At 52.1% G+C, this 25,609-nt stretch carries 27 protein-coding genes and 1 pseudogene; 15 read left to right on the forward strand and 13 right to left on the reverse strand.

What is annotated here, in order from left to right; translation table 11 throughout:
* Position 1: 1 nt before the first annotated feature.
* The 11 genes from cysN (at position 2) to rpoS (ending at position 8,862) form a co-directional block, all read left to right on the forward strand.
* Positions 2-1,429, forward strand: coding sequence for a sulfate adenylyltransferase subunit CysN (cysN, locus tag A9587_RS15985; RefSeq protein WP_001090336.1), 1,428 nt, complete (start codon positions 2-4; stop codon positions 1,427-1,429).
* Complete coding sequence (gene cysC / locus A9587_RS15990) at positions 1,429-2,034, forward strand: adenylyl-sulfate kinase (RefSeq protein WP_001173652.1); 606 nt, start codon at positions 1,429-1,431, stop codon at positions 2,032-2,034. Before cysN ends, cysC begins: the two co-directional genes overlap by 1 nt.
* Positions 2,035-2,083: 49 nt before the next feature.
* Complete coding sequence (locus A9587_RS15995) at positions 2,084-2,407, forward strand: DUF3561 family protein (RefSeq protein ID WP_001246116.1); 324 nt, start codon at positions 2,084-2,086, stop codon at positions 2,405-2,407.
* A 193-nt stretch (positions 2,408-2,600) separates the two neighbouring features.
* Positions 2,601-2,912 carry a cell division protein FtsB gene (gene ftsB, locus A9587_RS16000; RefSeq protein WP_000517476.1) on the forward strand — a complete coding sequence of 104 codons (312 nt, stop codon included), beginning with the start codon at positions 2,601-2,603 and terminating at the stop codon, positions 2,910-2,912.
* 18 nt (positions 2,913-2,930) lie between these two features.
* Entirely contained in the window at positions 2,931-3,641 is a 711-nt protein-coding gene (ispD, locus tag A9587_RS16005) for a 2-C-methyl-D-erythritol 4-phosphate cytidylyltransferase (protein ID WP_000246161.1), read from the forward strand.
* Positions 3,641-4,120, forward strand: coding sequence for a 2-C-methyl-D-erythritol 2,4-cyclodiphosphate synthase (gene ispF, locus A9587_RS16010; protein WP_001219242.1), 480 nt, complete (start codon positions 3,641-3,643; stop codon positions 4,118-4,120). Before ispD ends, ispF begins: the two co-directional genes overlap by 1 nt.
* A complete protein-coding gene (gene truD, locus A9587_RS16015; RefSeq protein ID WP_000568971.1) occupies positions 4,117-5,166 on the forward strand; it encodes a tRNA pseudouridine(13) synthase TruD in 1,050 nt (349 codons plus the stop codon). Before ispF ends, truD begins: the two co-directional genes overlap by 4 nt.
* Entirely contained in the window at positions 5,147-5,908 is a 762-nt protein-coding gene (surE, locus tag A9587_RS16020; protein WP_001516955.1) for a 5'/3'-nucleotidase SurE, read from the forward strand. The genes truD and surE overlap by 20 nt, the downstream gene beginning before the upstream one ends.
* Positions 5,902-6,528 (forward strand): protein-L-isoaspartate O-methyltransferase, encoded by a 627-nt coding sequence (gene pcm / locus A9587_RS16025; RefSeq protein WP_000254703.1) that lies wholly within the window; start codon positions 5,902-5,904, stop codon positions 6,526-6,528. The genes surE and pcm overlap by 7 nt, the downstream gene beginning before the upstream one ends.
* A gap of 190 nt (positions 6,529-6,718) precedes the next feature.
* Positions 6,719-7,807, forward strand: a complete 1,089-nt coding sequence (nlpD, locus tag A9587_RS16030; RefSeq protein WP_233461570.1) for a murein hydrolase activator NlpD — start codon at positions 6,719-6,721, stop codon at positions 7,805-7,807.
* Positions 7,808-7,869: 62 nt separating this feature from the next.
* Positions 7,870-8,862, forward strand: a complete 993-nt coding sequence (rpoS, locus tag A9587_RS16035) for an RNA polymerase sigma factor RpoS (RefSeq protein ID WP_000081550.1) — start codon at positions 7,870-7,872, stop codon at positions 8,860-8,862.
* Positions 8,863-9,120: 258 nt separating this feature from the next.
* On the opposite strand, the gene A9587_RS16045 is transcribed toward rpoS, so the two are convergent.
* From A9587_RS16045 to ltnD, 5 genes are all read right to left on the reverse strand, one after another.
* Positions 9,121-10,485 carry a GntP family transporter gene (locus tag A9587_RS16045; RefSeq protein ID WP_000104436.1) on the reverse strand — a complete coding sequence of 455 codons (1,365 nt, stop codon included), beginning with the start codon at positions 10,483-10,485 and terminating at the stop codon, positions 9,121-9,123.
* 88 nt (positions 10,486-10,573) lie between these two features.
* Positions 10,574-11,350, reverse strand: a complete 777-nt coding sequence (locus tag A9587_RS16050) for an HPr family phosphocarrier protein (protein WP_105263602.1) — start codon at positions 11,348-11,350, stop codon at positions 10,574-10,576.
* Between the two features lie 4 nt (positions 11,351-11,354).
* Positions 11,355-11,993 (reverse strand): 3-oxo-tetronate 4-phosphate decarboxylase, encoded by a 639-nt coding sequence (gene otnC / locus A9587_RS16055; protein WP_105263603.1) that lies wholly within the window; start codon positions 11,991-11,993, stop codon positions 11,355-11,357.
* Positions 11,990-13,252 carry a 3-oxo-tetronate kinase gene (gene otnK / locus A9587_RS16060; protein WP_016249122.1) on the reverse strand — a complete coding sequence of 421 codons (1,263 nt, stop codon included), beginning with the start codon at positions 13,250-13,252 and terminating at the stop codon, positions 11,990-11,992. Before otnK ends, otnC begins: the two co-directional genes overlap by 4 nt.
* A complete protein-coding gene (gene ltnD / locus A9587_RS16065) occupies positions 13,249-14,157 on the reverse strand; it encodes an L-threonate dehydrogenase (protein ID WP_000847962.1) in 909 nt (302 codons plus the stop codon). Before ltnD ends, otnK begins: the two co-directional genes overlap by 4 nt.
* 195 nt (positions 14,158-14,352) lie before the next feature.
* On the opposite strand from ltnD, the gene ygbI reads away from it, so the two are divergent.
* Positions 14,353-15,120 (forward strand): DNA-binding transcriptional repressor YgbI, encoded by a 768-nt coding sequence (gene ygbI, locus A9587_RS16070; RefSeq protein WP_016249120.1) that lies wholly within the window; start codon positions 14,353-14,355, stop codon positions 15,118-15,120.
* 50 nt (positions 15,121-15,170) lie between these two features.
* Here the strand turns inward: ygbI and pphB are convergent, their stop codons facing one another.
* On the reverse strand, positions 15,171-15,827 hold the full coding sequence (pphB, locus tag A9587_RS16075; protein ID WP_016249119.1) for a protein-serine/threonine phosphatase: 657 nt from the start codon (positions 15,825-15,827) through the stop codon (positions 15,171-15,173).
* A gap of 92 nt (positions 15,828-15,919) precedes the next feature.
* On the opposite strand from pphB, the gene A9587_RS16080 reads away from it, so the two are divergent.
* Positions 15,920-16,453, forward strand: a complete 534-nt coding sequence (locus A9587_RS16080; protein ID WP_085449184.1) for a hypothetical protein — start codon at positions 15,920-15,922, stop codon at positions 16,451-16,453.
* A 41-nt stretch (positions 16,454-16,494) separates the two neighbouring features.
* On the opposite strand, the gene mutS is transcribed toward A9587_RS16080, so the two are convergent.
* A complete protein-coding gene (gene mutS / locus A9587_RS16085) occupies positions 16,495-19,056 on the reverse strand; it encodes a DNA mismatch repair protein MutS (RefSeq protein ID WP_105263604.1) in 2,562 nt (853 codons plus the stop codon).
* A 75-nt stretch (positions 19,057-19,131) separates the two neighbouring features.
* Here mutS and A9587_RS24745 point away from each other — a divergent pair.
* Positions 19,132-19,301 (forward strand): annotated as a pseudogene (locus A9587_RS24745) (hypothetical protein).
* A 31-nt stretch (positions 19,302-19,332) separates the two neighbouring features.
* A complete protein-coding gene (locus tag A9587_RS16090; RefSeq protein WP_001516949.1) occupies positions 19,333-19,677 on the forward strand; it encodes a nitrous oxide-stimulated promoter family protein in 345 nt (114 codons plus the stop codon).
* 40 nt (positions 19,678-19,717) lie between these two features.
* Here A9587_RS16090 and A9587_RS16095 read toward each other — a convergent pair whose 3' ends face one another.
* From A9587_RS16095 to hypB, 6 genes are all read right to left on the reverse strand, one after another.
* Positions 19,718-20,146 (reverse strand): TOBE domain-containing protein, encoded by a 429-nt coding sequence (locus A9587_RS16095; protein ID WP_001516948.1) that lies wholly within the window; start codon positions 20,144-20,146, stop codon positions 19,718-19,720.
* 44 nt (positions 20,147-20,190) lie between these two features.
* Positions 20,191-22,269: a formate hydrogenlyase transcriptional activator FlhA gene (gene flhA, locus A9587_RS16100; RefSeq protein WP_038355668.1), complete on the reverse strand. Its 2,079-nt coding sequence runs from the start codon at positions 22,267-22,269 to the stop codon at positions 20,191-20,193.
* A 73-nt stretch (positions 22,270-22,342) separates the two neighbouring features.
* The gene (gene hypE, locus A9587_RS16105) at positions 22,343-23,353 is read right to left on the reverse strand and encodes a hydrogenase maturation carbamoyl dehydratase HypE (RefSeq protein ID WP_001059917.1); all 1,011 of its coding nucleotides are present in this window, start codon (positions 23,351-23,353) and stop codon (positions 22,343-22,345) included.
* On the reverse strand, positions 23,350-24,471 hold the full coding sequence (gene hypD / locus A9587_RS16110; RefSeq protein WP_001212982.1) for a hydrogenase formation protein HypD: 1,122 nt from the start codon (positions 24,469-24,471) through the stop codon (positions 23,350-23,352). Before hypD ends, hypE begins: the two co-directional genes overlap by 4 nt.
* The gene (gene hypC / locus A9587_RS16115) at positions 24,471-24,743 is read right to left on the reverse strand and encodes a hydrogenase 3 maturation protein HypC (RefSeq protein ID WP_000334875.1); all 273 of its coding nucleotides are present in this window, start codon (positions 24,741-24,743) and stop codon (positions 24,471-24,473) included. Before hypC ends, hypD begins: the two co-directional genes overlap by 1 nt.
* Positions 24,734-25,606, reverse strand: a complete 873-nt coding sequence (gene hypB / locus A9587_RS16120; protein ID WP_000337678.1) for a hydrogenase nickel incorporation protein HypB — start codon at positions 25,604-25,606, stop codon at positions 24,734-24,736. Before hypB ends, hypC begins: the two co-directional genes overlap by 10 nt.
* Positions 25,607-25,609 lie beyond the last annotated feature (3 nt).

The following is a 25,609-nucleotide window of genomic DNA, read 5'->3' on the forward strand; positions in this document are numbered from 1 at the left end:
GATGAACACCGCACTTGCACAACAAATCGCCAATGAAGGCGGAGTCGAAGCCTGGATGATCGCGCAACAACACAAAAGCCTGCTGCGTTTTCTGACCTGTGGCAGCGTTGATGACGGCAAAAGTACCCTGATAGGTCGCCTGTTGCACGATACCCGCCAGATCTACGAAGATCAGCTCTCATCGCTGCATAACGACAGTAAACGCCACGGCACCCAGGGTGAAAAACTGGATCTGGCGCTGCTGGTGGATGGCCTGCAGGCTGAGCGTGAACAAGGCATCACCATTGACGTGGCTTACCGTTATTTCTCCACCGAAAAACGCAAATTTATTATTGCCGACACCCCAGGGCACGAGCAGTACACCCGCAATATGGCGACCGGCGCGTCGACGTGTGATCTGGCGATCTTATTGATCGACGCCCGTAAAGGTGTGCTTGATCAAACCCGTCGTCACAGTTTTATCTCCACGCTTCTGGGGATCAAACATCTGGTAGTGGCGATCAACAAGATGGATCTGGTGGATTACAGCGAAGAAACGTTCACCCGCATTCGTGAAGATTATCTGACCTTTGCCGGGCAACTGCCGGGCAATCTGGATATCCGCTTTGTGCCGCTCTCCGCGCTGGAAGGCGATAATGTTGCTTCGCAAAGTGAAAGTATGCCGTGGTACAGCGGCCCGACACTGCTGGAAGTGCTGGAAACCGTTGAGATTCAGCGAGTGGTTGATGACCAGCCAATGCGCTTCCCGGTGCAGTACGTTAACCGCCCGAATCTTGATTTTCGAGGCTACGCAGGAACGCTGGCCTCTGGCAGCGTGAAAGTCGGGCAACATGTCAAAGTGCTCCCCTCTGGTGTTGAGTCAAATATTGCGCGGATCGTCACGTTTGATGGCGATCGCGAAGACGCCTTTGCCGGAGAAGCGATCACCCTGGTGCTGACGGATGAGATCGACATCAGTCGTGGCGATTTGCTGCTGGCAGCAGATGAAGCGTTGTCGACGGTGCAGAGCGCGTCAGTGGATGTGGTATGGATGGCGGAACAACCGCTTTCCCCAGGGCAGAGTTACGACATCAAAATTGCCGGGAAGAAGACGCGTGCTCGTGTTGATGACATTCATTATCAGATTGATATTAATAACCTTAACCAGCGTGAAGTTGAAAATCTGCCGCTGAACGGCATTGGTCTGGTGGATCTCACTTTTGATGAGCCGCTAGTGTTAGATCGTTATCAACAAAATCCGGTAACTGGTGGGCTGATTTTTATCGATCGCCTGAGCAACGTGACCGTTGGTGCCGGTATGGTGCATGAGCCGAAAAATGAGGCTGCCGTTGCGCCATCAGAATTTAGCGCATTTGAGCTGGAACTGAATGCGTTGGTACGTCGCCACTTCCCACACTGGGGCGCGCGCGATTTGCTGGGAGGTAAATAATGGCGCTGCATGACGAAAACGTCGTCTGGCATAGTCATCCGGTGACTCCACAACAGCGCGAGCAACACCACGGGCATCGTGGTGTTGTGTTGTGGTTTACCGGCCTCTCTGGTTCAGGGAAATCGACAGTTGCCGGGGCGCTGGAGGAGGCGCTGCATAAACTTGGCGTCAGCACGTATTTGCTGGATGGCGACAACGTTCGCCACGGTTTATGCAGCGATCTCGGTTTTAGCGATGCCGATCGTAAAGAAAATATCCGTCGGGTTGGCGAAGTGGCGAATTTAATGGTTGAAGCCGGTCTGGTAGTGCTGACTGCGTTTATCTCACCACATCGCGCTGAACGTCAGATGGTTCGCGAACGTGTAGGAGAAGGGCGGTTTATCGAAGTGTTTGTCGATACGCCGTTGGCGATTTGTGAAGCTCGCGATCCAAAAGGTTTATATAAAAAAGCGCGTGCCGGTGAACTGCGTAACTTTACGGGGATAGATGCCGTTTACGAAGCGCCTGAATCAGCAGAAATTCATCTCAATGGTGAACAATTGGTAACAAATTTGGTTCAGCAATTATTAGATCTACTGAGACAGAACGATATTATCAGATCCTGAGACACCGCCGGGTTTACATGCCCGGTTCGTCAAAGTAACAGGATCCGATATGCGTAATAGCCATAACATTACACTAACAAATAGCGAAAGCCTTACCGAAGATGAAGAAACCACATGGTCGCTGTCAGGGGCCGTGGTCGGTTTTGTCTCCTGGCTGTGCGCGCTGGCGATACCGATGTTGATTTATGGCTCTAACACGCTGTTCTTCTTTATCTATACCTGGCCTTTCTTTCTGGCGCTGATGCCCGTCGCGGTGGTGGTGGGTATTGCGCTGCATTCATTGATGGACGGAAAGCTACGCTACAGCATTGTTTTCACCCTGGTGACAGTCGGCATTATGTTTGCCGCACTGTTTATGTGGTTGCTGGGCTAATTTGTTCTTTCCCGTCTGGTCTGTTCATAATTCAAACCGTAACCAATAATGAGATTATGTTCTGCACGCCCTGGGTATACGTAACAATGGACAAATGTGGTACATTTGCCCGCGTTGTCGCGGTATCCCCAACAGAGGATGTAGAGTCGTCTTCGGATGCATGGGATGATGATGCCGTTTTTCAGGGGGCAGGATGGGTAAACTAACGCTGCTGTTGCTGGCTATTCTGGTCTGGCTACAGTATTCGCTGTGGTTCGGTAAGAACGGTATACATGACTATACCCGCGTCAATGATGATGTGGCGGCACAGCAAGCTACAAACGCGAAACTTAAAGCGCGAAACGATCAGCTTTTTGCCGAAATTGACGATCTCAATGGCGGCCAGGAGGCGCTCGAAGAGCGTGCGCGTAATGAACTCAGCATGACCAGGCCGGGCGAAACTTTTTATCGTCTGGTGCCTGACGCGTCGAAGCGCGCGCAGTCTGCGGGGCAAAACAATCGATAAATCAGCCCAGGAATTAACATGGCAACCACTCATTTGGATGTTTGCGCCGTGGTTCCGGCGGCCGGATTTGGCCGCCGAATGCAAACGGAATGTCCTAAGCAATATCTCTCAATAGGTAATCAAACCATTCTTGAACACTCGGTGTATGCGCTCCTGGCGCATCCCCGGGTGACGCGTGTCGTCATTGCAATAAGCCCGGGCGATAGTCGTTTTGCACAACTTTCTCTGGCGAATCATCCGCAAATCACTGTTGTTGATGGTGGTGAAGAGCGTGCCGATTCTGTGCTGGCAGGACTGAAAGCTGCTGGCGACGCGCAGTGGGTGTTGGTGCATGACGCCGCTCGTCCTTGCCTGCATCAGGATGATCTTGCACGGCTGTTAACTCTGAGCGAAACCAGCCGCACGGGGGGGATTCTTGCCGCTCCGGTGCGCGATACCATGAAACGCGCCGAACCTGATAAAAATGCCATTGCACATACCGTTGATCGCAACGGTTTATGGCACGCGCTGACGCCGCAATTTTTCCCTCGAGAGCTGTTATATGACTGCCTGACGCGTGCTTTAAATGAAGGCGCAACCATTACCGATGAAGCCTCGGCGCTGGAATATTGCGGTTTTCATCCGCAGCTTGTCGAAGGCCGTGCGGATAACATTAAAGTCACGCGCCCGGAAGATTTGGCGCTTGCTGAATTTTACCTCACCCGAACCATCCATCAGGAGAATACATAATGCGAATTGGACACGGTTTTGATGTACACGCCTTTGGTGGCGAAGGCCCAATTATCATTGGTGGCGTGCGCATTCCTTACGAAAAAGGGCTGTTGGCGCATTCTGATGGCGACGTGGCGCTGCATGCGCTGACCGATGCACTACTTGGTGCCGCGGCGCTGGGGGATATCGGCAAGCTGTTTCCGGATACCGATCCGGCATTTAAAGGTGCCGATAGCCGCGAGCTGCTACGCGAAGCCTGGCGACGCATTCAGGCGAAGGGGTATACCCTCGGCAACGTTGATGTCACTATCATCGCTCAGGCACCGAAGATGCTGCCGCACATTCCACAAATGCGCGTGTTTATTGCCGAAGATCTCGGCTGCCATATGGATGATGTTAACGTGAAAGCCACCACCACGGAAAAACTTGGATTTACCGGACGTGGGGAAGGGATTGCCTGTGAAGCGGTGGCGCTACTCATTAAGGCAACAAAATGATTGAGTTTGATAATCTCACTTACCTCCACGGCAAACCGCAAGGCACCGGGCTGCTGAAAGCCAACCCGGAAGACTTTGTGGTGGTGGAAGATTTAGGCTTTGAGCCTGATGGTGAAGGTGAGCATATTCTGGTGCGGGTGCTTAAAAACGGTTGCAATACCCGGTTTGTGGCGGACGCACTGGCAAAATTCCTGAAAATTCATGCTCGTGAAGTCAGCTTCGCGGGGCAGAAAGACAAACATGCCGTTACGGAACAGTGGTTATGCGCGCGTGTACCGGGCAAAGAAATGCCTGATCTGAGTGCGTTTCAACTGGAAGGTTGCCAGGTGCTGGAGTATGCGCGGCACAAGCGTAAGCTGCGTTTAGGGGCGCTGAAAGGTAACGCCTTTACCCTGGTGCTACGCGAAGTGAGCAATCGCGATGACGTTGAACAGCGTCTGATCGATATTTGCGTGAAAGGTGTACCGAACTACTTTGGTGCGCAACGTTTTGGTATTGGCGGCAGTAACTTGCAGGGAGCGCTGCGCTGGGCGCAAACGAATACACCGGTGCGCGATCGCAATAAACGCAGTTTTTGGTTGTCGGCAGCCCGTAGTGCGTTGTTTAATCAGATTGTTGCTGAGCGCCTCAAAAAAGCGGACGTTAATCAAGTTGTTGACGGCGATGCGCTACAATTAGCGGGGCGTGGTAGCTGGTTTGTTGCTACTAACGATGAAATGGCGGAATTACAGCGTCGCGTCAACGATAAAGAGCTGATGATTACCGCTGCTTTGCCCGGTAGCGGCGAGTGGGGTACCCAGCGTGAGGCGCTGGCATTCGAACAAGCGGCGGTTGCCGACGAAACTGAATTGCAAGCATTACTGGTACGCGAAAAAGTAGACGCCGCGCGCAGAGCGATGCTGTTATATCCACAACAATTAAGCTGGAACTGGTGGGATGACGTCACCGTAGAAATCCGTTTCTGGCTTCCGGCGGGAAGTTTTGCAACCAGCGTTGTCAGGGAACTTATCAACACAACAGGTGATTATGCGCATATTGCTGAGTAATGATGACGGGGTACATGCACCCGGTATACAAACGCTGGCGAAAGCCTTGCGTGAGTTTGCTGACGTTCAGGTGGTTGCCCCCGATCGTAACCGCAGCGGCGCTTCAAATTCTCTGACACTGGAATCCTCCCTGCGCACGTTTACCTTTGAAAATGGTGATATCGCCGTGCAAATGGGAACCCCGACCGATTGTGTATATCTTGGTGTGAATGCACTGATGCGTCCGCGTCCGGATATTGTGGTTTCGGGCATTAACGCCGGGCCGAATCTGGGTGATGATGTTATCTATTCCGGTACGGTGGCAGCCGCGATGGAAGGCCGTCATTTAGGTTTTCCAGCGCTGGCCGTCTCGCTTGACGGGCATAAGCATTATGACACTGCTGCGGCGGTAACCTGTTCTATTTTGCGCGCACTGTGCAAAGAGCCGCTGCGCACCGGGCGTATTCTCAATATTAACGTCCCGGATTTACCGCTGGATCAGATTAAAGGTATCCGCGTCACTCGCTGCGGTACACGACATCCGGCAGATCAAGTTATCCCGCAACAGGATCCGCGCGGTAATACGCTGTACTGGATTGGCCCGCCGGGCGGTAAGTGCGATGCCGGTCCGGGGACTGATTTTGCTGCGGTAGATGAAGGCTATGTCTCCATCACGCCGCTGCATGTAGATTTAACCGCGCACAACGCGCAAGATGTGGTTTCAGACTGGTTAAACAGCGTGGGAGTTGGCACGCAATGGTAAGCAGACGCGTACAAGCACTTCTGGATCAATTACGTGCGCAAGGTATTCAGGATGAGCAGGTGTTGAACGCACTTGCCGCCGTGCCGCGTGAAAAATTCATTGATGAAGCGTTTGAACAAAAAGCCTGGGACAATATCGCGTTGCCGATAGGTCAGGGGCAGACAATTTCGCAGCCGTACATGGTGGCGCGAATGACCGAATTACTCGAACTGACGCCGCAGTCGCGGGTGCTGGAAATCGGCACCGGTTCGGGCTATCAAACGGCAATCCTTGCACATCTTGTCCAGCATGTATGTTCGGTTGAACGGATTAAAGGATTGCAGTGGCAGGCGCGTCGTCGCCTGAAAAATCTTGATTTACATAATGTTTCAACCCGTCACGGCGATGGATGGCAAGGTTGGCAAGCACGTGCGCCGTTTGACGCTATCATTGTAACGGCAGCACCGCCCGAAATTCCTACTGCACTAATGACGCAACTGGATGAAGGCGGGATTCTCGTCTTGCCGGTAGGGGAAGAGCACCAGTATTTGAAGCGGGTGCGTCGTCGCGGGGGCGAATTTATTATCGATACCGTAGAGGCCGTGCGCTTTGTTCCCTTAGTGAAGGGGGAGCTGGCTTAAAGTGCGAGGAAATACCTGGAATTTTCCTGGTTATTTTGCAGCAGGTCAGCGTATCGTGAACATCTTTTCCAGTGTTCAGTAGGGTGCCTTGCACGGTAATTATGTCACTGGTTATTAATCAATTTTTCCTGGGGGATAAATGAGCGCGGGAAGCCCAAAATTCACCGTTCGCCGTATTGCGGCTTTGTCACTGGTTTCGCTATGGTTGGCTGGCTGTTCTGACACTTCAAATCCACCGGCACCGGTCAGCTCCGTCAATGGCAATGCGCCTGCAAATACCAATTCTGGTATGTTGATTACGCCGCCACCGAAGATGGGGACGACGTCTAAAACGCAGCAACCGCAAATTCAGCCGGTACAGCAGCCACAAATTCAATCTACGCAACAACCACAAATCCAGCCGGTGCAGCCTGTCACTCAGCAACCGGTGCAAATGGAAAATGGGCGTATCGTCTACAACCGTCAGTACGGGAATATTCCGAAAGGCAGTTATAGCGGTAGTACTTATACCGTGAAAAAAGGCGACACACTTTTCTATATTGCCTGGATCACCGGTAACGATTTCCGCGATCTCGCCCAACGTAATAATATTGAGGCACCATACGCGTTGAACGTAGGTCAGACTTTACAGGTTGGCAATGCTTCTGGCACGCCAATCACTGGCGGAAATGCCATTACCCAGGCGGATGCAGCAGAGCAAGGAGTTGTGATCAAGCCTGCACAAAATTCCACCGTTGCTGTTGCGTCGCAACCGACAATTACGTATTCTGAATCTTCGGGTGAACAGAGTGCTAACAAAATGTTGCCGAACAACAAGCCAACTGCGACCACGGTCACAGCGCCTGTAACTGTACCAACAGCAAGCACAACCGAGCCGACTGTCAGCAGTACATCAACCAGTACGCCGATTTCCACCTGGCGCTGGCCAACTGAGGGCAAAGTGATTGAAACCTTTGGCGCTTCTGAGGGAGGCAACAAGGGGATTGATATCGCAGGTAGCAAAGGACAGGCAATTATCGCGACCGCAGATGGCCGCGTTGTTTATGCCGGTAATGCGCTGCGCGGCTACGGTAATCTGATTATCATCAAACATAATGATGATTACCTGAGTGCCTACGCCCATAACGACACAATGCTGGTCCGGGAACAACAAGAAGTGAAGGCGGGGCAAAAAATAGCAACCATGGGTAGCACCGGAACCAGTTCAACACGATTGCATTTTGAAATTCGTTACAAGGGGAAATCCGTAAACCCGCTGCGTTATTTACCGCAGCGATAATTCGGCGGAACCAGGCTTTTGCTTGAGCGTTCCGTCAAGGGATCACGGGTAGGAGCCACCTTATGAGTCAGAATACGCTGAAAGTTCATGATTTAAATGAAGATGCGGAATTTGATGAGAACGGAGTTGAGGTTTTTGACGAAAAGGCCTTAGTTGAAGAGGAACCCAGTGATAACGATTTGGCCGAAGAGGAGCTGTTATCGCAGGGTGCCACACAGCGTGTGCTGGACGCGACTCAGCTTTACCTTGGTGAGATTGGTTATTCGCCACTGTTAACGGCCGAAGAAGAAGTTTATTTTGCGCGTCGCGCACTGCGTGGAGATGTCGCCTCCCGCCGCCGGATGATCGAGAGTAACTTGCGTTTGGTGGTAAAAATTGCCCGCCGTTATGGCAATCGTGGTCTGGCGTTGCTGGATCTTATCGAAGAGGGTAACCTGGGGCTGATCCGCGCGGTTGAGAAGTTTGACCCGGAACGTGGTTTCCGCTTCTCAACATACGCAACATGGTGGATTCGCCAGACGATCGAACGGGCGATTATGAACCAAACCCGTACGATTCGTTTGCCAATCCACATCGTAAAGGAGCTGAACGTTTACCTGCGAACCGCACGTGAGTTGTCCCATAAGCTGGATCACGAACCGAGCGCGGAAGAAATCGCAGAGCAACTGGATAAGCCAGTTGATGACGTCAGCCGTATGCTTCGTCTTAACGAGCGCATTACCTCGGTAGACACCCCGCTGGGTGGTGATTCCGAAAAAGCGTTGCTGGACATCCTGGCCGACGAAAAAGAGAACGGTCCGGAAGACACTACGCAAGATGACGATATGAAGCAGAGCATCGTCAAATGGCTGTTCGAACTGAACGCCAAGCAGCGTGAAGTGCTGGCACGTCGATTCGGTTTGCTGGGGTATGAAGCGGCAACACTGGAAGATGTAGGTCGTGAAATAGGCCTCACACGAGAACGTGTTCGCCAGATTCAGGTTGAAGGCCTGCGCCGTCTGCGTGAGATTTTGCAGACTCAGGGGCTGAATATCGAAGCGCTGTTCCGCGAATAAGCAAGCATCTGTCAGAAAGGCCAGTCTCATATGAGGCTGGCCTTTTTCTTTTGTTTGGGGCGTTGGTGTATTTTGTCGCCTGGATAAGATGCGACAGTGTCGCATCCGGCAATCAGCACCCTATGTGTTCATCATCTTGCGCACCAGTCGCATAAACAACACCTGCTCTTCTCTACTCAAACGCCCCAAAAATTCATCATCCACGCGGTTACCAATGGGATCGCCGCAGCAAGTACCCATCGAACCTTTTCGCTAAGGTTAAATTACTGCCCACACGCACCAGGTGATTAAGAATCCGGTAAAACCGAGGATGGTCGTTAACACTGTCCAGGTTTTCAGACCATCTGCCACCGATAAACCCAGATATTTGGTGACGATCCAGAAACCGGAGTCGTTAATGTGCGATGCGCCAAGCCCACCAAAGCAGGCCGCCAGTGTCACCAGTACGCACTGAATCGGATTCAGCCCCACAACCGCTTCTGAAAGCAGTCCGCCTGTTGTCAGGATTGCTACGGTTGCCGAACCCTGCGATGCACGCAGCGCCAGTGAAATAATAAATGCCGCAGGCAACAGAGGCAGGTCAATCATTTGTAGCATGTTGGCAAGAGCCTTACCGACGCCAGATTCCACCAGCACTTTGCCGAACACCCCACCAGCTCCAGTAACCAGAATAACTACCGCCGCAGTGGGAAGGGCTGAGCCCATAATATCGCTGGTGTGTTGCAGGCTCCAGCCGCGACGTAAGGCCAATAACCAGAACGCCAGTACCAGCGCAATCATCAATGCTACCATCGGTGAGCCGAGCAGTTGCAACGTACCAAGCAGGGGATGCGAGGCTGGCATTAGTGTTGCCGAAACCGTACCCGCCATAATAATCGCGATAGGGATAACAATTAGCGAGGTGACCAGCGCTACGCCTGGCGGATTTATTTTATCGCTTAATTTTGTTGCGTTTCCCTCACTGGCTGGAGCCAGTTGCATCTGCTCCAGTACTTCCACCGACATCGCATATTGGCGCTTATTGATTATTTTCGCTGCAAAATAGCCGACAATGCCCACTGGAATAGAAATCGCAATACCGATTATGGTCAGCCAGCCGATGTCTGCGTGAAGGAGTCCCGCTGCGGCGACGGGGCCAGGATGTGGCGGCACAGCTACGTGAACGGTCAGCATGATCCCAGCAACAGGCAGACCAAATTTAAGCGGTGATATTTTTGCAACCTTGGCAAAGCCATAAATGATTGGCGCAAGAATAATAAAGCCGACATCAAAGAAGACGGGGATGCCGAGGAAGAATGCTGCCAGAGTCAGTGCGGCGATTGTTCGTTTATCCCCTAACTTGCGGCTGAAATAATTGGCCAGTGATTCTGCGCCGCCAGAGTGCTCGATCATGCGTCCCAGCATAGCGCCAAGGCCGATGATAATGGTGACGGAGCCAAGCACGCCACCCATCCCGGCGATCATCACTTTACCTACTTCGCCAGCCGGGATACCCGCTGCAAGTGCGACTAACAGGCTGACGAGAAGCAGCGCGACGAATGGTTGTACCTTTGCCTTGATGACCAGCAGCAACAGCATGATTACGCCAGCTAACGCAATGCATAACAATGTAATTGTGGACATGGAAAACCCTGTCTGAAAGTTATAGTTAACCTACCCCATCCGTAGATGGGGGGATGTATGGGTACGTTGTAATTATGGATTTAGCGAATTAGCGCCAGGCGTCAAACCAGCCAAGCCCTTCTTCGGTGAGGCCGCGGGGTTTGTATTCACAACCGATCCAACCCTGATATCCCACCTTATCGAACAGGCGAAACAGCCACGGATAATTGATCTCGCCATCGTCTGGTTCATGTCGGTCAGGCAGTCCGGCAATTTGCACGTGGGCATATTTCCCAGCGTAATCGCGGATTAAATGCGTCAGGTCGCCATCTACTTTTTGCGCATGGAAGGTATCCAACTGAATAAACACATTATCGCGAGCGACCTCTTCAACAATTGCCAGTGCCTGATACTGACTGGAGAAGAGATAACTAGGTTTAACGGCTGGGCTGAGTGCTTCAACCAAAACTCGCTTGCCGTGCGGCGCAAAGCTATCGGCAGCGTAGCGGAGATTATCGATAAACACTGCCCGATACCGTTCAGCGTCTTCGCCTGCGGGCACTACTCCTGCCATCACATGAACTTGTTCGCAATTGAGCGCCAGCGCATATTCCAGAGCCAGATCGATGTCCGCGCGAGCTTCGTGCTCACGTCCGGGAAGGGCGGATAATCCCCATTCACCCGCATTAACATCCCCAGGAGCGGTATTGAACAGCGCCAGCGTCAGATGGTTTTGCGCCAGTTGTTGCTGGATTTGCTGGATGGAATAGTCATAGGGAAACAGAAATTCCACGGCATCAAAACCAGCTTTTCGCGCTGCGGCGAAGCGTTCAATAAAAGGCACTTCGGTGAACATCATGGATAAATTAGCTGCAAAACGAGGCATTGCATTAACTCCTTAATTCCGCAATTTCATCTGCGGTCAGATAGCGGATCGGGCGGTCGCTGAGAATAAAAATCAGCCTGGCCGTTTCCTCCAGCTCTTCCATATTGTTGGCAGCTTCTTGCAGGCTTTCACCGCAAACCACTGGGCCATGATTTGCTAACAAAAAGGCCTGATGATTTGCTGCCAGTTCCGCCAGATCCTGTGCGATGCGTTTATCGCCCGGGCGATAATAGGGCACCAACGGGACGTTCCCCATCCGCATCACCACGTACGGTGTGAACGGACGAATAACGTTACTGCTGTCCAGCCCTTGAAGGCAGGAAAGTGCCGTCGACCACGTACTGTGCAAATGCACGACAGCTTTACAGCGCGGATTATTGCGATACAGCGCCAGATGAAAGAGCACTTCTTTTGAGGGGTTGTCACCACTTAGCCATTCGCCATCCGCGGTGACTTTGGAAAGCCGCTGCGGATCGAGATTACCCAGGCATGAACCTGTCGGCGTTGCCAGTAAATTCCCGTCAGGCAAAAGCAGCGACAGATTGCCAGCCGAACCGGTGGCATAGCCGCGCTGAAAGAACGAACTGGCAATCCGCGTCATCTCTTCTCGCAAAGACTGCTCTGCTTTTGCGAAATCGCTCATGGTAGAAACTCTCTTTGGGCTCGTGAAAAAAAGGCTTCGTCACCGAAATTGCCGGATTTAAGGGCCAGTGAGACAGGTTTATCCAGTGCGTTAACCCACGGCACACCGGGGGAAATTGTTGGGCCAATATGGAACCCTTTTATGCCCAGACTCTGCGTGACCACTCCGGAAGTTTCACCGCCTGCGACAATAAAACGCGTTACACCTTCCGCCGCTAACCTGGCAGCCAGTAGCGAAAACAGCGCTTCCACTGCCTGGCTGGCTTTTTGTGCGCCATATTGCTGTTGAATAGCGGCCAGCGCGTCGGTGCTGGCGGTGGCAAAAACCAGCGGAGCAAGTTCACTTTCCTGACTCAGAACCCATTTCGCCAGTTCGTGTGTATAAGCGACCAGTGTTTCTGTTGTGAGACAACGTGCCACATCAACTTCACGGGCTGGCGCAATCTGACGGTAATGTGCCACCTGGCAATTGGTCATTTGTGAGCATGAACCGGAGAGCACTACGCCGCGCCCTGCGAGTGGACGCCCTGCTTCGCGTGCCTGGTTACCGTTTTCTTGCGCCCACTGCCGGGCCAGACCTATCGCAAGGCCAGAACCGCCGGTTACTAATGGGGCATCACGCAAGGCTTCACCCTGAATTTCCAGATGGCGTTCGGTCAGGGCATCAAGCACCGCGTAGCGATAGCCCTCTTGCTGTAAACGGGCCAGTTCCTGACGCATGGCTTCCACACCTTTTTCGAGAATATGCGCCGAAACGACGCCGCAGCGCCCTGTGGATTGTGCTTCAACCAGACGCGGAAGGTAGCTGTCGGTCATAGGATTTACTGGATGATGCCGCATCCCGGATTCGGCCAGCAGTTGATTCATCACGAACAAATAACCCTGATAAACCGTACGCCCGTTGACTGGCAGAGCCGGGGAAAAGACCGTAAACGGCGTGTCGAGTGCATCCATTAATGCATCAGTCACCGGGCCGATATTGCCTTTCTCAGTACTGTCGAAAGTGGAGCAGTATTTGAAGTAGACTTGTTTGCAACCTTGTTGTTGCAACCAGCGCAGAGCCGCCAGCGATTGCTGTGTGGCTTCTGCCACCGGGCAGGAGCGAGTTTTCAGACTGATCACAACGGCATCGATTGCTTCCGGCATTTCCCCTGTCGGGACACCGTTGATTTGCACCGTTGGCAGACTATTTTCCACCAGAAAACTGGCGATATCCGTCGCGCCGGTAAAATCATCAGCGATAACGCCAATCCTGATCATGATTTCGCTCCCGGTAGAGTGATGCCAGAGAAAATCTTGATGACTGCGCTGTCGTCTTCTTTTCCGTAACCTGCGTTGCTGGCGCTGGTGAACATATTCAACGCTGTTGAGGCCAACGGCAGCGGAAAGTGCAGGGCTTTAGCGGTATCAGCAACCAGCCCGAGATCCTTCACAAAAATATCTACGGCAGAATGCGGGGTGTAATCGCCATCCACCACATGGCGCATCCGGTTTTCGAACATCCACGAATTTCCGGCGGCATTGGTTACGACGTCATACATTACATCCAGTGGGATCCCCGCACGGGCAGCAAGCGCCATCGCTTCGGCCCCGGCAGCAATATGCACGCCAGCTAACAACTGGTGGATAATTTTTACTGTCGAACCCAGACCCGGCTCTGCACCAATGCGATAAACTTTTCCGGCGACGGCTTCCAGCACGGGGGTCAGGCGTTCAAAGGCAAGATCACTACCGGAGGCCATAACGGTCATTTCACCGTTAGCGGCTTTTACCGCGCCACCAGAAACTGGCGCATCCAGCATTTCCAGATCGAACGCAGCCAGAGCAGTGGCAATTTCCTGCGCATCAGCACTGGCGATAGTGGAAGAAACCATTACAGCCGTGCCGGGTTTCAGATGCTGTGCAACGCCTTTATCACCAAACAGTACTTGTTTGACCTGGGCCGCATTTACCACCAGCACCAGCAGAGCATCCAGTTTTTCGGCAAACGTCGCGGCGTTATCGGAAACCCCGCAAGCGCCAGCCTCTTTCAGCGTAGCGCAGGCATTGGCGTTCAGGTCTGCGCCCCAGGTAGAAAGACCCGCGCGGACACACGACAGCGCCGCTCCCATCCCCATTGACCCTAAACCAACGATACCGACATGAAACTCAGATCCCGTTTTCATCTGCTCTCCTTGTTAATTTAAGTGATATTTTGTTTGATGTTGTGAATATAAGCGCCAGGCGATAACGATATGGTGAGCTGATTCACAAAAATTAACATGGCGTGTTATTTTATGTGAACTAAGCGATAGTTGCGTTGCGCACGTTTCGCAGGCAAATAGCGTAGAATGTCCGCAGGACAAAGGAAGGAGCAAAAGTTGATACCCGTAGAGCGTCGCCAAATCATCCTTGAGATGGTAGCTGAAAAAGGCATTGTCAGTATTGCTGAACTGACGGACAGAATGAATGTGTCACATATGACCATTCGTCGGGATTTGCAAAAACTGGAGCAGCAGGGCGCTGTTGTGTTGGTGTCCGGAGGTGTCCAGTCGCCGGGACGTGTGGCGCATGAACCTTCTCACCAGGTAAAAACTGCGCTGGCAATGACGCAAAAAGCGGCTATTGGCAAGCTGGCGGCAAGTCTCGTTCAGCCGGGGAGTTGTATCTATCTGGATGCGGGAACGACCACGTTAGCGATTGCACAGCATTTGATTCACATGGAGCCACTCACTGTAGTCACCAACGATTTCGTTATCGCAAACTACTTGCTCGACAACAGTAATTGCACAATTATTCACACTGGTGGTGCAGTTTGTCGGGAAAACCGTTCCTGTGTCGGAGAAGCCGCCGCGACCATGCTACGCAGCTTGATGATTGATCAGGCTTTTATTTCTGCATCGTCATGGAGTGTGCGGGGGATCTCTACGCCAGCGGAAGATAAAGTCACGGTGAAACGGGCGATTGCCAGTGCCAGTCGCCAGCGGATTCTGGTCTGTGATGCCACGAAATATGGTCAGGTGGCGACATGGCTGGCGTTACCGTTAAGTGAGTTTGATCAGATCATTACTGACGGCGGTCTGCCGGAAAGCGCCAGCCGCACGCTGGCGAAGCTTGATCTCTCTTTGCTGCTGGCGAAAAACGAATAATGGCCTGAAATAAAACCGGGATACTCATGCTTCACAGAGGAAGCATGAGATTACTTTATTTTATAAAACGATAACCGTCCGCTTTTCGGTGAGCCGGTATCAATATAAATCTGGTTAGCGAACGTCTGAATGTTATCAAACATCATATGACCAAAGATAAAGCGGTCGGCACCGTTTATTTTTTGTGATTCGCCTTTAAGCGATTTCTGCACGCGATCAACAGGCCAGAGTAATTCACTTTCCGCTATTTCTTTACCAAACTGATATTTATCTCCTGGGTAATCCGCATGTGCGATGATATATTTTATATTATCGTTATCTAATTCAATAATATGGGGAAGATGATGAAAACGAAGCAACAGATCTATTGCCTCTTTTTGTTCCGTCTTATTTAAATCGAAAAACCAGTCACCGCCACTGGCCAGCCACATATTGCCATCGCCAGTCGCGAATGCATCAAGAGCCATCGCTTCGTGGTTGCCTTTAACAGAGGTAAACCAGGGATGGTTTAACAGGCGTAGTACGTTAAGACTCTCCGCCCCACGATCAATATTATCGCCTGTAGAAATAAGTAAGTCTGTTTCGGGACAAAAAGATAATTGATGTAAGCGGGATTGTAATAATTGATAGTCACCATGAATATCACCAACGGCCCATATATGGCGATAGTTATGAGCATCAATTTTTTGATAGCGGGTGGTAGACATTTGCATAGACTCAAAATTATAGCAATGTATTATTATACCCGACCAGAGTGTCGAAGTCTTTGGAGTAATAAATTACAAAAGGATGTTTTAAGATGCTTAGATGTTTTTATGCTTTCCTGTTAGCTTTCTGTTTTTTTACATCTAATGTACAAGCTGCTTCTATAGAAGAAATAAATCGTTTTGAAAAACTTATAACTGAAGGTGATGTAGTTAAGTGTACAACAGATTTCAGTGTGACGGAGAATAACGAAAAATATCAACTTAGCATTTTGGGAATAATGAAAGTCATTTACTCGGTAGAAAATGAAAAACGCTACCACACGACACAATATTATCATTTAAATGGTTCCACAATATCCTTTGTCCGCCATGAGATGGATATCATTGTTACTCATGAAAAATCGAAGATAAAAGAAGAGATTGTACCTGACAGTGTAAAGGTATTTTATCCGTTAGCACCAGAGCAAGAAGCGATCTTAGCAGAAGCTGCACGGAAAACTGCCCCCGTGTTTATTGATCATGAAGATATCACATTTACGACATTTCCTGATTACCAGGTGAAAGTGAAATATCCCTCTATTTCAGATGTGGTGACTCAGTATTGCCGGGTGCAAATGAAAAAGTAGTGAATCAACCCGACGGCATAGTGCCGTCGGGAATATCAGGTTTACACCAGACTCTTCAACCGATAAATCCACTCCAGCGCCTGACGCGGGGTCAGTGAATCTGGATCGAGATTTTCCAGTGCTTCGACTGCTGGCGAGGTTTCTTCCGGTAATGACAGCAAAGACATCTGCGTACCATCAACCTGCGTAGCGGCCGCATTAGGTGAAATGCTCTCCAGCTCACGCAGTTTCTGCCGCGCGCGCTTGATTACCTCTTTTGGTACGCCCGCCAGCGCAGCAACCGCCAGACCGTAGCTCTTACTTGCCGCGCCGTCCTGCACACTGTGCATAAAGGCAATCGTGTCGCCGTGCTCCAGTGCATCAAGATGCACGTTCGCCACGCCTTCCATTTTCTCTGGTAGCTGTGTCAGTTCGAAATAGTGGGTGGCAAACAGTGTCAACGCTTTAATCTTATTCGCCAGATTTTCCGCACACGCCCACGCCAGCGACAGACCATCGTAAGTGGACGTCCCGCGACCAATCTCATCCATCAACACCAGACTGTACTCGGTGGCATTATGCAGAATATTGGCGGTTTCGGTCATTTCCACCATAAAGGTTGAACGCCCGGAAGCCAGATCATCCGCCGCGCCGACGCGGGTGAAGATACGGTCAATCGGACCAATTTCCACGCTTTGTGCCGGTACATAACTGCCGATATAGGCCATCAGCGCAATCAACGCGGTCTGGCGCATATAGGTACTTTTACCGCCCATGTTCGGACCGGTAATGATCAACATGCGGCGCTGTGGCGACAGATTCAGCGGGTTAGCGATAAACGGCTCATTCAGTACCTGTTCAACCACCGGATGGCGACCTTCGGTAATGCGAATACCGGGTTTATCAATAAAGGTCGGGCAGGTGTAGTTCAGGGTATAGGCACGTTCTGCCAGGTTAACCAGCACGTCGAGTTCTGCCAGTGCGCTCGCACTCTGTTGCAACGCTTCCAGATGCGGCAGCAGCAGGTCAAACAACTCTTCATAAAGCTGTTTTTCCAGCGCCAGTGCTTTGCCTTTTGAGGTGAGGACTTTGTCTTCGTACTCTTTCAGCTCCGGAATAATGTAGCGTTCAGCGTTTTTCAGCGTCTGGCGGCGCATGTAGTTAATCGGTGCCAGATGGCTTTGCCCACGGCTGATTTGAATGTAATAGCCGTGCACCGCGTTAAAACCAACTTTCAGCGTGTCCAGGCCGGTACGTTCACGCTCGCGGACTTCCAGACGCTCCAGATAATCGGTCGCGCCGTCAGCCAGCGCGCGCCACTCATCCAGCTCTTCGTTATAGCCCGGTGCGATAACACCACCGTCGCGCACCAGTACCGGCGGCGTGTCGATGATTGCCCGCTCCAGCAGATCGCGCAGTTCGGCAAATTCGCCCATTTTCTCACGCAGCGCCTGTACCGGTGCACTATCGACAGTTTCTAACTGTGCGCGCAGTTCCGGCAGTTGCTGGAAGGCGTGACGCATGCGAGCAAGATCGCGTGGGCGAGCGGTACGTAACGCCAGTCGTGCCAGAATACGCTCCAGATCGCCCACCTGCCGCAGTACCGGCTGTAATTCGGCGGTGAAATCCTGCAATGCGCCGATGGTCTGCTGGCGCTCAAGCAACACGCGGGTGTCGCGCACTGGCATATGTAGCCAGCGTTTCAGCATACGGCTACCCATCGGCGTGACGGTGCAGTCAAGCACGGAAGCCAGCGTATTTTCCGCGCCACCCGCCAGATTCTGGGTGATTTCCAGATTACGGCGCGTCGCAGCATCCATAATGATGCTGTCCTGCTCGCGTTCCATCGTGATAGAGCGGATATGTGGCAAGGTTGTGCGCTGGGTATCTTTTGCATACTGCAACAGGCAACCAGCGGCACAAAGACCGCGTGACGCATTTTCAACACCAAAACCTACCAGATCGCGCGTGCCAAATTGCAGGTTTAACTGCTGGCGCGCGGTGTCGATTTCAAACTCCCACAGCGGGCGACGGCGCAGGCCGCGACGACCTTCAATTAACGAGATTTCAGCAAAATCTTCTGCGTACAGCAGTTCCGCCGGATTGGTGCGTTGCAGTTCTGCTGCCATCGTTTCGCGGTCAGCCGGTTCGCTCAGACGAAAACGCCCGGAACTGATATCCAGCGTCGCGTAACCGAAACCTTTACTGTCCTGCCAGATAGCCGCCAGCAGGTTGTCCTGGCGCTCTTGCAACAGGGCTTCATCGCTGATAGTACCCGGTGTGACGATACGGACAACTTTGCGCTCAACGGGCCCTTTGCTGGTCGCCGGATCGCCAATCTGTTCACAAATAGCGACGGATTCGCCCTGATTTACCAGTTTGGCAAGATAGTTTTCTACCGCGTGATAGGGGATACCTGCCATCGGGATTGGCTCACCCGCGGAAGCGCCACGTTTAGTCAGCGAAATATCCAGCAGTTGCGACGCCCGTTTCGCGTCGTCATAAAACAGCTCGTAAAAGTCACCCATCCGGTAGAACAGCAGGATCTCCGGATGCTGTGCTTTCAGCTTGAGATACTGCTGCATCATAGGCGTATGGGCTTCGAAATTTTCTATTACACTCATGGAGTTAGGTCCGGTTCCCTGATGTTAAATGTGGTGTGATGGTTTTTATTTTCGTTGTAATCACATAAGGCGCACATGATACCGGAGTTAATCATTTCAGGGGAAGACGCGAACGGTGAGTTCTTGATGCTGGTTCCGGGAAAGATGCTGTTTTGCAGCTTTTGCGTGTTGATTATGAAAACATTGCGTTGGTTGAAGAAACCTCCTCCTTCAGAGCCATAGTCCCCTTTAAAATTAAGTTGTAATATAAATGCACCTTAAGAGTGTGGAGGCAGCATGTCCGGCAAGCGTATCTCTCGTGAAAAACTGACGATTAAAAAAATGATCGATCTTTATCAAGCGAAATGCCCGCAGGCGTCAGCGGAGCCGGAGCATTACGAGACGTTGTTTGCTTATGCGCAAAAACGGCTGGATAAATGTGTGTTTGGCGAAGAGAAACCGGCCTGTAAGCAGTGTCCGGTGCACTGTTATCAGCCTGCGAAGCGTGAAGAGATGAAGCAGATTATGCGTTGGGCGGGGCCGCGAATGCTGTGGCGTCATCCGATCTTAACCGTGCGTCATCTGATTGATGACAAGCGTCCGGTGCCGGAACTGCCAGAAAAATATCGCCCGAAGAAATAAATTTGCCGGAGGAGTTTATATTCCCCGGCAAATACGGCGCTTACGCTTTGGTCGCAATCAGGATTGCTGATGCCTTGATCAACGCAATAACGCGCGAGCCAGCGGTGAGTTTCATCTCATCCTGGCTTTCATTTGTTACCACCGCCACAATTTCAAAACCCGCATCCGTTTTGATATGGACAGTGGCATTCACTGCGCCTTCGGTGATTTTCGACACACTGCCAGCAAACTGGTTGCGAGCGGAGAATTTCAGTCCACAGTCTTCCGTTGCCAGCGTTACCCACGGGGCTTTAATCAGGGCAATCGCTTCTTTCCCTTTTGCCAGCCCCAGGGCTTGCTGGCTGCTGTGGGTCACAATCGCCACCAGCTTAGCGCCACCTGCCAGCGTCAGTTCTACTTCATCATTCACCGCGCCCATTGCTACTGCGCTAACGGTTCCGGTTAATTGATTTCTTGCTGAAACGGCCATACTGCCTCCTTTCATTGAATGTTGACTGAGTATAACTAAATCTGTCAAACCAATGCCGCTTTATCAATTCCCAGCCGTTTCATCCGTGACAGCAGGGTGGTGCGTTTTAGCCCCAGACGTTGTGCAGCTCCTTTCGGCCCCGCGACTACACCATTGGTCTCTTTCAGTACACGGACAATCAGTTGATATTCATCTTCACCTTCCTGGGCGACGACCGTCGCGGCAGGCGGCGTTTCAGGTTCCGGTAGTGAGATATCGGGTAAAGAGAGTTGTAGAACGTTACCGCGAGTCAGCAGCACCGCGCGCTCAATGACATTTTCCAGTTCGCGGACGTTACCCGGCCATTCCATGTTGCTCAATATGCGCAGAGTCTCGGCTGGAATACTGTCAATATTGCGCCCCAGACGGCGGGCTATTTTGAAGGTGAAGGCTTTCGCCAACAGCGGAATATCTTCCGGACGCTCGCGTAGCGGTGGCAGATGAATCGGGAAGACATTCAGGCGGTAATAGAGATCGCTACGGAACTCACGGTCAGCGACCATTTTTTTCAGATCGCGGTTAGTCGCGGCGATTAAACGCACGTCCGTCTGAATAATTTTGTTGCTGCCGAGGCGTTCAAACTCCTGTTCCTGCAACACGCGCAGTAGCTTCGGCTGTAACTCCAGCGGCATATCACCCACTTCATCGAGGAACAGCGAGCTTTTATCCGCCAGTTCAAAACGACCGATGCGCTGGGTGCTGGCACCAGTAAAGGCGCCACGCTCATGACCAAACAGATCGCTTTCCAGCAATCCGGCAGGCATGGCGGCGCAGTTCATTTTCACCATTCGACGACCGTTTCGCTCACTCAGATTGTGAATTGCGCGGGCTATCAGCTCTTTTCCTGTGCCAGTTTCACCAAGAATGAGTACGGTGCTGTCGCTTTGCGCCACCATCTCAACCTGTTTGAGCACGCTATACATGGCTTCGCTGCGACCAATAATCTCGCCAAATTCACTATCCACATTGTTGAGTTGTTCTGTCAGGGCGAGGTTTTCATCAACCAGCCGCTCTTTCAGACGGTGGATTTCCTGGTAGGCAAGAGCATTATCCACGGCAATCGCCACACGTTCGGCAATCTGGCGCAGTAAACTCAGGTTGGTGGTGGTAAAGGTTTTCTCTTCACACTGTGCCAGTTTCAATACGCCCAGCATGGTATTACCAGACATCAATGGTAGCAGGCACAACGTCTGGATCTGGTTTCCCCAGGTGTCGAACAGCATGCGTTCGTAGGGGGCTAAATCATCTCGTTCGTGGAGATTAATCAGCAGCATCTCTTTGCTTTTAAATACGCGCTCGGTGAGGGTTCCGGCCTCATCAACTTCACTCTGTTCGTGAGTGGGATGCTGTTTATCAAGATAATGAGTGGAGTAAACGTTGAGTTTGTTTTTACGATGACTGCGTAAGACGATACTGATATCGTCGATATCGAAGTAGTAGTGGATCTCTTTCGCCACTTCGCTGACCAGTTCGTCCATGTCCAGGCGGGAGAGTACCGCATTGGTGATGGCGACCAGAATGCGGAAGTTATCCCGTTCCCGACATAACAGTTCGTAGTCGACGTTGTTGATGACGCGGCTCTGAATTTGCTCGGTGACAACAGAAACAATCTGCGTAAATGTTTGCAGGCGATTGAACTCTTTTTCGCTCCACGGGCGATCGTCATAACGAATAAATTCACAGCCACCAAAAATATGCCCTTCCGCTGCCTGTGGCATCAGGCAATAGTGACCAAATTTGGGATATAAACCGCTTGTGGCCAGTTGTGGCCAGGTTTCACAAAATTCTTCGTAGCTGCAATGCAGCGTATCAGGACGCGACAAAATGCTGCGCACCGGCCCATGCGCCAGAACGGTTTCGTCTTCGTATTTTATTGGGGTTTCTTTGTCACGCGACGCGTAATAAGTCGCACGTTGAGTCTGCGCTTGCCACAACACAATCGCCGCGTTGTCAGCGAGCGCAGAACGCTTTACCAGTTGCGAAAGAGCCTCACACAGCGAGGCCAGATCGGGCTGCTGCAATAGTGTCCGAGTGATGTCGAACAACCCTTGTTGCCCGAGATCACTCATCGGTGTATACGACATGTTGTTCTTCCAGGAAAGCACCGCTAAGCGGTGCAAAAGGTAAATGACAAATTAAAGGAGCTTTAGATTTTTATTAGCATATACGAGGCAGCGGTTCGGCGTGTGGTAGATCGAGAGTTCGTTTCACACCATAAAGCCCTGCAAGACGAACACCTTTACGTTCCACCACTTCGCCAATTAACGCAGCATCCTGTCCCAGTGGATGGGAATGCAGCGCCGCCAACACTTGCTCTGCCGCGTTACGCTCTACGGCGATCACCAGCTTGCCTTCGTTGGCAAAGTTGAGGGCATCCAGTCCCAGCAGTTCGCAAACGCCGCGCACGGCAGGTTTAACCGGCAGTGCAGCTTCTGAAAGTTCAATACCGCAACCGCAGGCTGCCGCGAATTCATGAACCACCGCGTTCACTCCACCGCGGGTGGCATCGCGCAGCGCCTTCACGCCGGGAATGTCACGCAGTGTCTGAATCAGAGGCGTCAGCACTGCACAGTCGCTGACCAGTTCGCCATCCAGCCCCAGTTGCTCACGCAGGTTAAGGATAGTTGCACCGTGGTCACCGAGCGTACCGCTAACCAGCAATACATCGCCTGCGGTCAGAGTTTGTGCGCCCCAGTGAATATTCGCCGGGATTGCGCCCATTCCTGCGGTGTTGATAAACAATTTGTCTGCAGCACCGCGTTGTACCACTTTGGTATCGCCAGTCACAATGGCAATGCCAGCCGCGCGGGCGGTTTCTGCCATGCTGGTGACGACCGCTTTTAGCGTCTCCATCGGCAACCCTTCTTCAAGGATAAAACCACAGGAGAGATAACGTGGAATTGCGCCGCTGACCGCAACGTCATTCGCCGTACCACAAATCGCCAGCTTGCCAATATTGCCACCAGGGAAGAATAGCGGGTCAATGACGTAGCTGTCGGTGGAGAAGGCCAGACGGTCGCCTTCCGCCACCAGTTGCGCCAGGTCAAGACGTGCCTGATCTTCCTGTTCCGCCAGCCACGGATTGGCAAAAGCTTCCATAAACAGGCTATTGATTAATTGCTGCATCGCCTGGCCGCCGCTGCCGTGGGCGAGTTGGATATTATTCACGCTTCACTCTCCTGCTGACGATACTGATACCACGCTGCACAGGCTCCTTCGGAGGAAACCATCAGCGCACCGAACGCGGTTTGAGGATTACAGGTGTTCCCAAATAACGGGCATTGATGCGGCTTACATTTGCCCGTCAATACTTCGCCACAGCGCGCGCGCGGATCATCGCAAACCTGCTGCGGAGCCGGGCGGAAATGCGCTTCAGCGTCAAACCGCTGATAGTCCGGCGTCAGGTGCACGCCAGAAGATTCAATCACGCCCAGTCCGCGCCATTCGCTGTCACCGTTAACGCAGAACACATCAGCAATCGCCTGTTGCGCCAGCAGATTACCGGCATCAGGTACTACCCGGCGATACTGATTCTCTACCTTGCTGTGAGCCGCTATTTTCTGCTCTACCAGCATCACTACGCCTTGTAGTAGATCAAGTGGTTCGAATCCAGCGACCACCAGCGGACGATGAAAATCGCTGGCGATAAAATTATAGGCGTCGGTGCCGATAACCATACTGACGTGGCCCGGCGCGAGGAACGCATCAATGCCATTGTCGGGTTGTTCCAGCAAACTGCGCAGAGTCGGGATCAGCGTAATGTGCTGGCAGAAGAAGTAAAAGTTCTGCACATCGCGGGCTTTCGCCTGTTGCAGAGTGATGGCGGTGGTCGGCATGGTGGTTTCAAACCCTAAGCCGAAGAACACCACTTTGCGGGTTGGGTTCTCCTGCGCCAGTTTCAACGCATCCATTGGTGAGTAGACAATACGCACATCGGCACCGCGCGCTTTTGCCTGTAGCAGCGACCCCTGTTTACCGGGTACGCGCATGGCGTCACCAAAGGTACAGAAGATGACTTCCGGATGGCTGGCAATTTCTACGCAAGTGTCGATTCTGCCCATCGGCAGTACGCACACCGGGCAACCCGGACCGTGGATAAACTCAACGTTTTCCGGCAGCAACTGGTCGAGACCGAATTTAAAGATGGCGTGGGTATGGCCGCCGCATACTTCCATAATGCGCAGTGGGCGCTCGGCGGTGTAAGAGAGATGTGAAGCACGTTCGCGCAGATGTTCAATTAACTGCATCACCTGTTCCGGCGCGCGATATTCATCAACAAAACGCATTATTTTTCCTCGCCATACAACAGCGCGCCGACATCCGGCTCAACGTCAAACATATTTTGTAAGGCGTCGAGGGTGTCGCGCGCTTCGGCTTCATTAATTACGCTCATGGCAAAGCCAACGTGAACCAGTACCCACTGACCCACGCGTGGCTGACCGTTTTCATCGCAACTGCCGACTAACGTTAAATCGACATCGCGTTGAATGCCGCAGATGTCGACCTTCGCCTGGTTGCCGTCAATGGTGCGAATCTGGCCGGGAACGCCTATGCACATCGCTGTGTCTCCAGCCAGTTCAACCACTGGTCCATCCCTTCGCCGCTGGTGGCGGAAATCAGGATGATTTCAATTTCTGGATTGACTTCGCGGGCGCAGGCGATGCATTTCTCAACGTCGAAATTGAGATACGGCAGCAGATCAACTTTGTTGAGCAACATCAGCGAGGCAGCGGCAAACATATGCGGATATTTCAGAGGCTTATCTTCACCCTCAGTGACCGATAGCACCGCCACTTTGTGTTTTTCACCGAGATCGAAGCTGGCCGGGCATACAAGATTGCCAACGTTTTCGATAAACAGAATACCGTTATCGTCTAATGGCAGACGCGGTGCGGCGTCGGCAATCATCTGTGCGTCGAGATGGCAGCCTTTACCGGTGTTTACCTGAATTGCCGGTGTGCCGGTAGCGCGAATGCGCGCGGCGTCGTTAACTGTCTGCTGGTCACCTTCGATAACCGCACACGGAACGCTATCTTTCAGGCGCATTAAGGTTTCGGTCAGCAGCGTGGTTTTACCGGAACCAGGGCTGGAAACCAGGTTTAACACCAGTTGGTTGCGGGCAGCAAAGCGTGCGCGATTGCGTTCAGCCAGACGGTTATTTTTGTCCAGCACGTCAATTTCCACTTCCAGCATCCGGCGCTGGCTCATGCCCGGCGCGTGAGTGCCAGCTTCTCCGTGACCGTAATGCAGGTCGCCTTCTTCAGTCTGGCTGGGGGTAAATTCAGGCGCTTTAATGCCGGTGATTTTCATTTTCGGGCGTGCTGCCGGGGCAAAAGGCGCGCTACGAAACGCGGAATGAGGGTTATGTTCATCACCCTCGATATACAGGTTGCCTTCACCGCAACCGCATGTTGTACACATCGC

Source organism: Escherichia sp. MOD1-EC6162, from assembly GCF_002965125.1.
GTDB classification, from domain to species: domain Bacteria; phylum Pseudomonadota; class Gammaproteobacteria; order Enterobacterales; family Enterobacteriaceae; genus Escherichia; species Escherichia marmotae.

Bases quoted from the DNA above. Each gene is read 5' to 3' on its own strand.
- cysN (WP_001090336.1), top strand. From the start codon at position 2: ATGAACACCGCACTTGCACAACAAATCGCCAATGAAGGCGGAGTCGAA.
- cysC (WP_001173652.1), top strand. From the start codon at position 1,429: ATGGCGCTGCATGACGAAAACGTCGTCTGGCATAGTCATCCGGTGACT.
- A9587_RS15995 (WP_001246116.1), top strand. From the start codon at position 2,084: ATGCGTAATAGCCATAACATTACACTAACAAATAGCGAAAGCCTTACC.
- ftsB (WP_000517476.1), top strand. From the start codon at position 2,601: ATGGGTAAACTAACGCTGCTGTTGCTGGCTATTCTGGTCTGGCTACAG.
- ispD (WP_000246161.1), top strand. From the start codon at position 2,931: ATGGCAACCACTCATTTGGATGTTTGCGCCGTGGTTCCGGCGGCCGGA.
- ispF (WP_001219242.1), top strand. From the start codon at position 3,641: ATGCGAATTGGACACGGTTTTGATGTACACGCCTTTGGTGGCGAAGGC.
- truD (WP_000568971.1), top strand. From the start codon at position 4,117: ATGATTGAGTTTGATAATCTCACTTACCTCCACGGCAAACCGCAAGGC.
- surE (WP_001516955.1), top strand. From the start codon at position 5,147: ATGCGCATATTGCTGAGTAATGATGACGGGGTACATGCACCCGGTATA.
- pcm (WP_000254703.1), top strand. From the start codon at position 5,902: ATGGTAAGCAGACGCGTACAAGCACTTCTGGATCAATTACGTGCGCAA.
- rpoS (WP_000081550.1), top strand. From the start codon at position 7,870: ATGAGTCAGAATACGCTGAAAGTTCATGATTTAAATGAAGATGCGGAA.
- A9587_RS16045 (WP_000104436.1), bottom strand. From the start codon at position 10,485: ATGTCCACAATTACATTGTTATGCATTGCGTTAGCTGGCGTAATCATG.
- A9587_RS16050 (WP_105263602.1), bottom strand. From the start codon at position 11,350: ATGCCTCGTTTTGCAGCTAATTTATCCATGATGTTCACCGAAGTGCCT.
- otnC (WP_105263603.1), bottom strand. From the start codon at position 11,993: ATGAGCGATTTCGCAAAAGCAGAGCAGTCTTTGCGAGAAGAGATGACG.
- otnK (WP_016249122.1), bottom strand. From the start codon at position 13,252: ATGATCAGGATTGGCGTTATCGCTGATGATTTTACCGGCGCGACGGAT.
- ltnD (WP_000847962.1), bottom strand. From the start codon at position 14,157: ATGAAAACGGGATCTGAGTTTCATGTCGGTATCGTTGGTTTAGGGTCA.
- pphB (WP_016249119.1), bottom strand. From the start codon at position 15,827: ATGTCTACCACCCGCTATCAAAAAATTGATGCTCATAACTATCGCCAT.
- A9587_RS16080 (WP_085449184.1), top strand. From the start codon at position 15,920: ATGCTTAGATGTTTTTATGCTTTCCTGTTAGCTTTCTGTTTTTTTACA.
- mutS (WP_105263604.1), bottom strand. From the start codon at position 19,056: ATGAGTGTAATAGAAAATTTCGAAGCCCATACGCCTATGATGCAGCAG.
- A9587_RS16090 (WP_001516949.1), top strand. From the start codon at position 19,333: ATGTCCGGCAAGCGTATCTCTCGTGAAAAACTGACGATTAAAAAAATG.
- A9587_RS16095 (WP_001516948.1), bottom strand. From the start codon at position 20,146: ATGGCCGTTTCAGCAAGAAATCAATTAACCGGAACCGTTAGCGCAGTA.
- flhA (WP_038355668.1), bottom strand. From the start codon at position 22,269: ATGTCGTATACACCGATGAGTGATCTCGGGCAACAAGGGTTGTTCGAC.
- hypD (WP_001212982.1), bottom strand. From the start codon at position 24,471: ATGCGTTTTGTTGATGAATATCGCGCGCCGGAACAGGTGATGCAGTTA.
- hypC (WP_000334875.1), bottom strand. From the start codon at position 24,743: ATGTGCATAGGCGTTCCCGGCCAGATTCGCACCATTGACGGCAACCAG.
- hypB (WP_000337678.1), bottom strand. From the start codon at position 25,606: ATGTGTACAACATGCGGTTGCGGTGAAGGCAACCTGTATATCGAGGGT.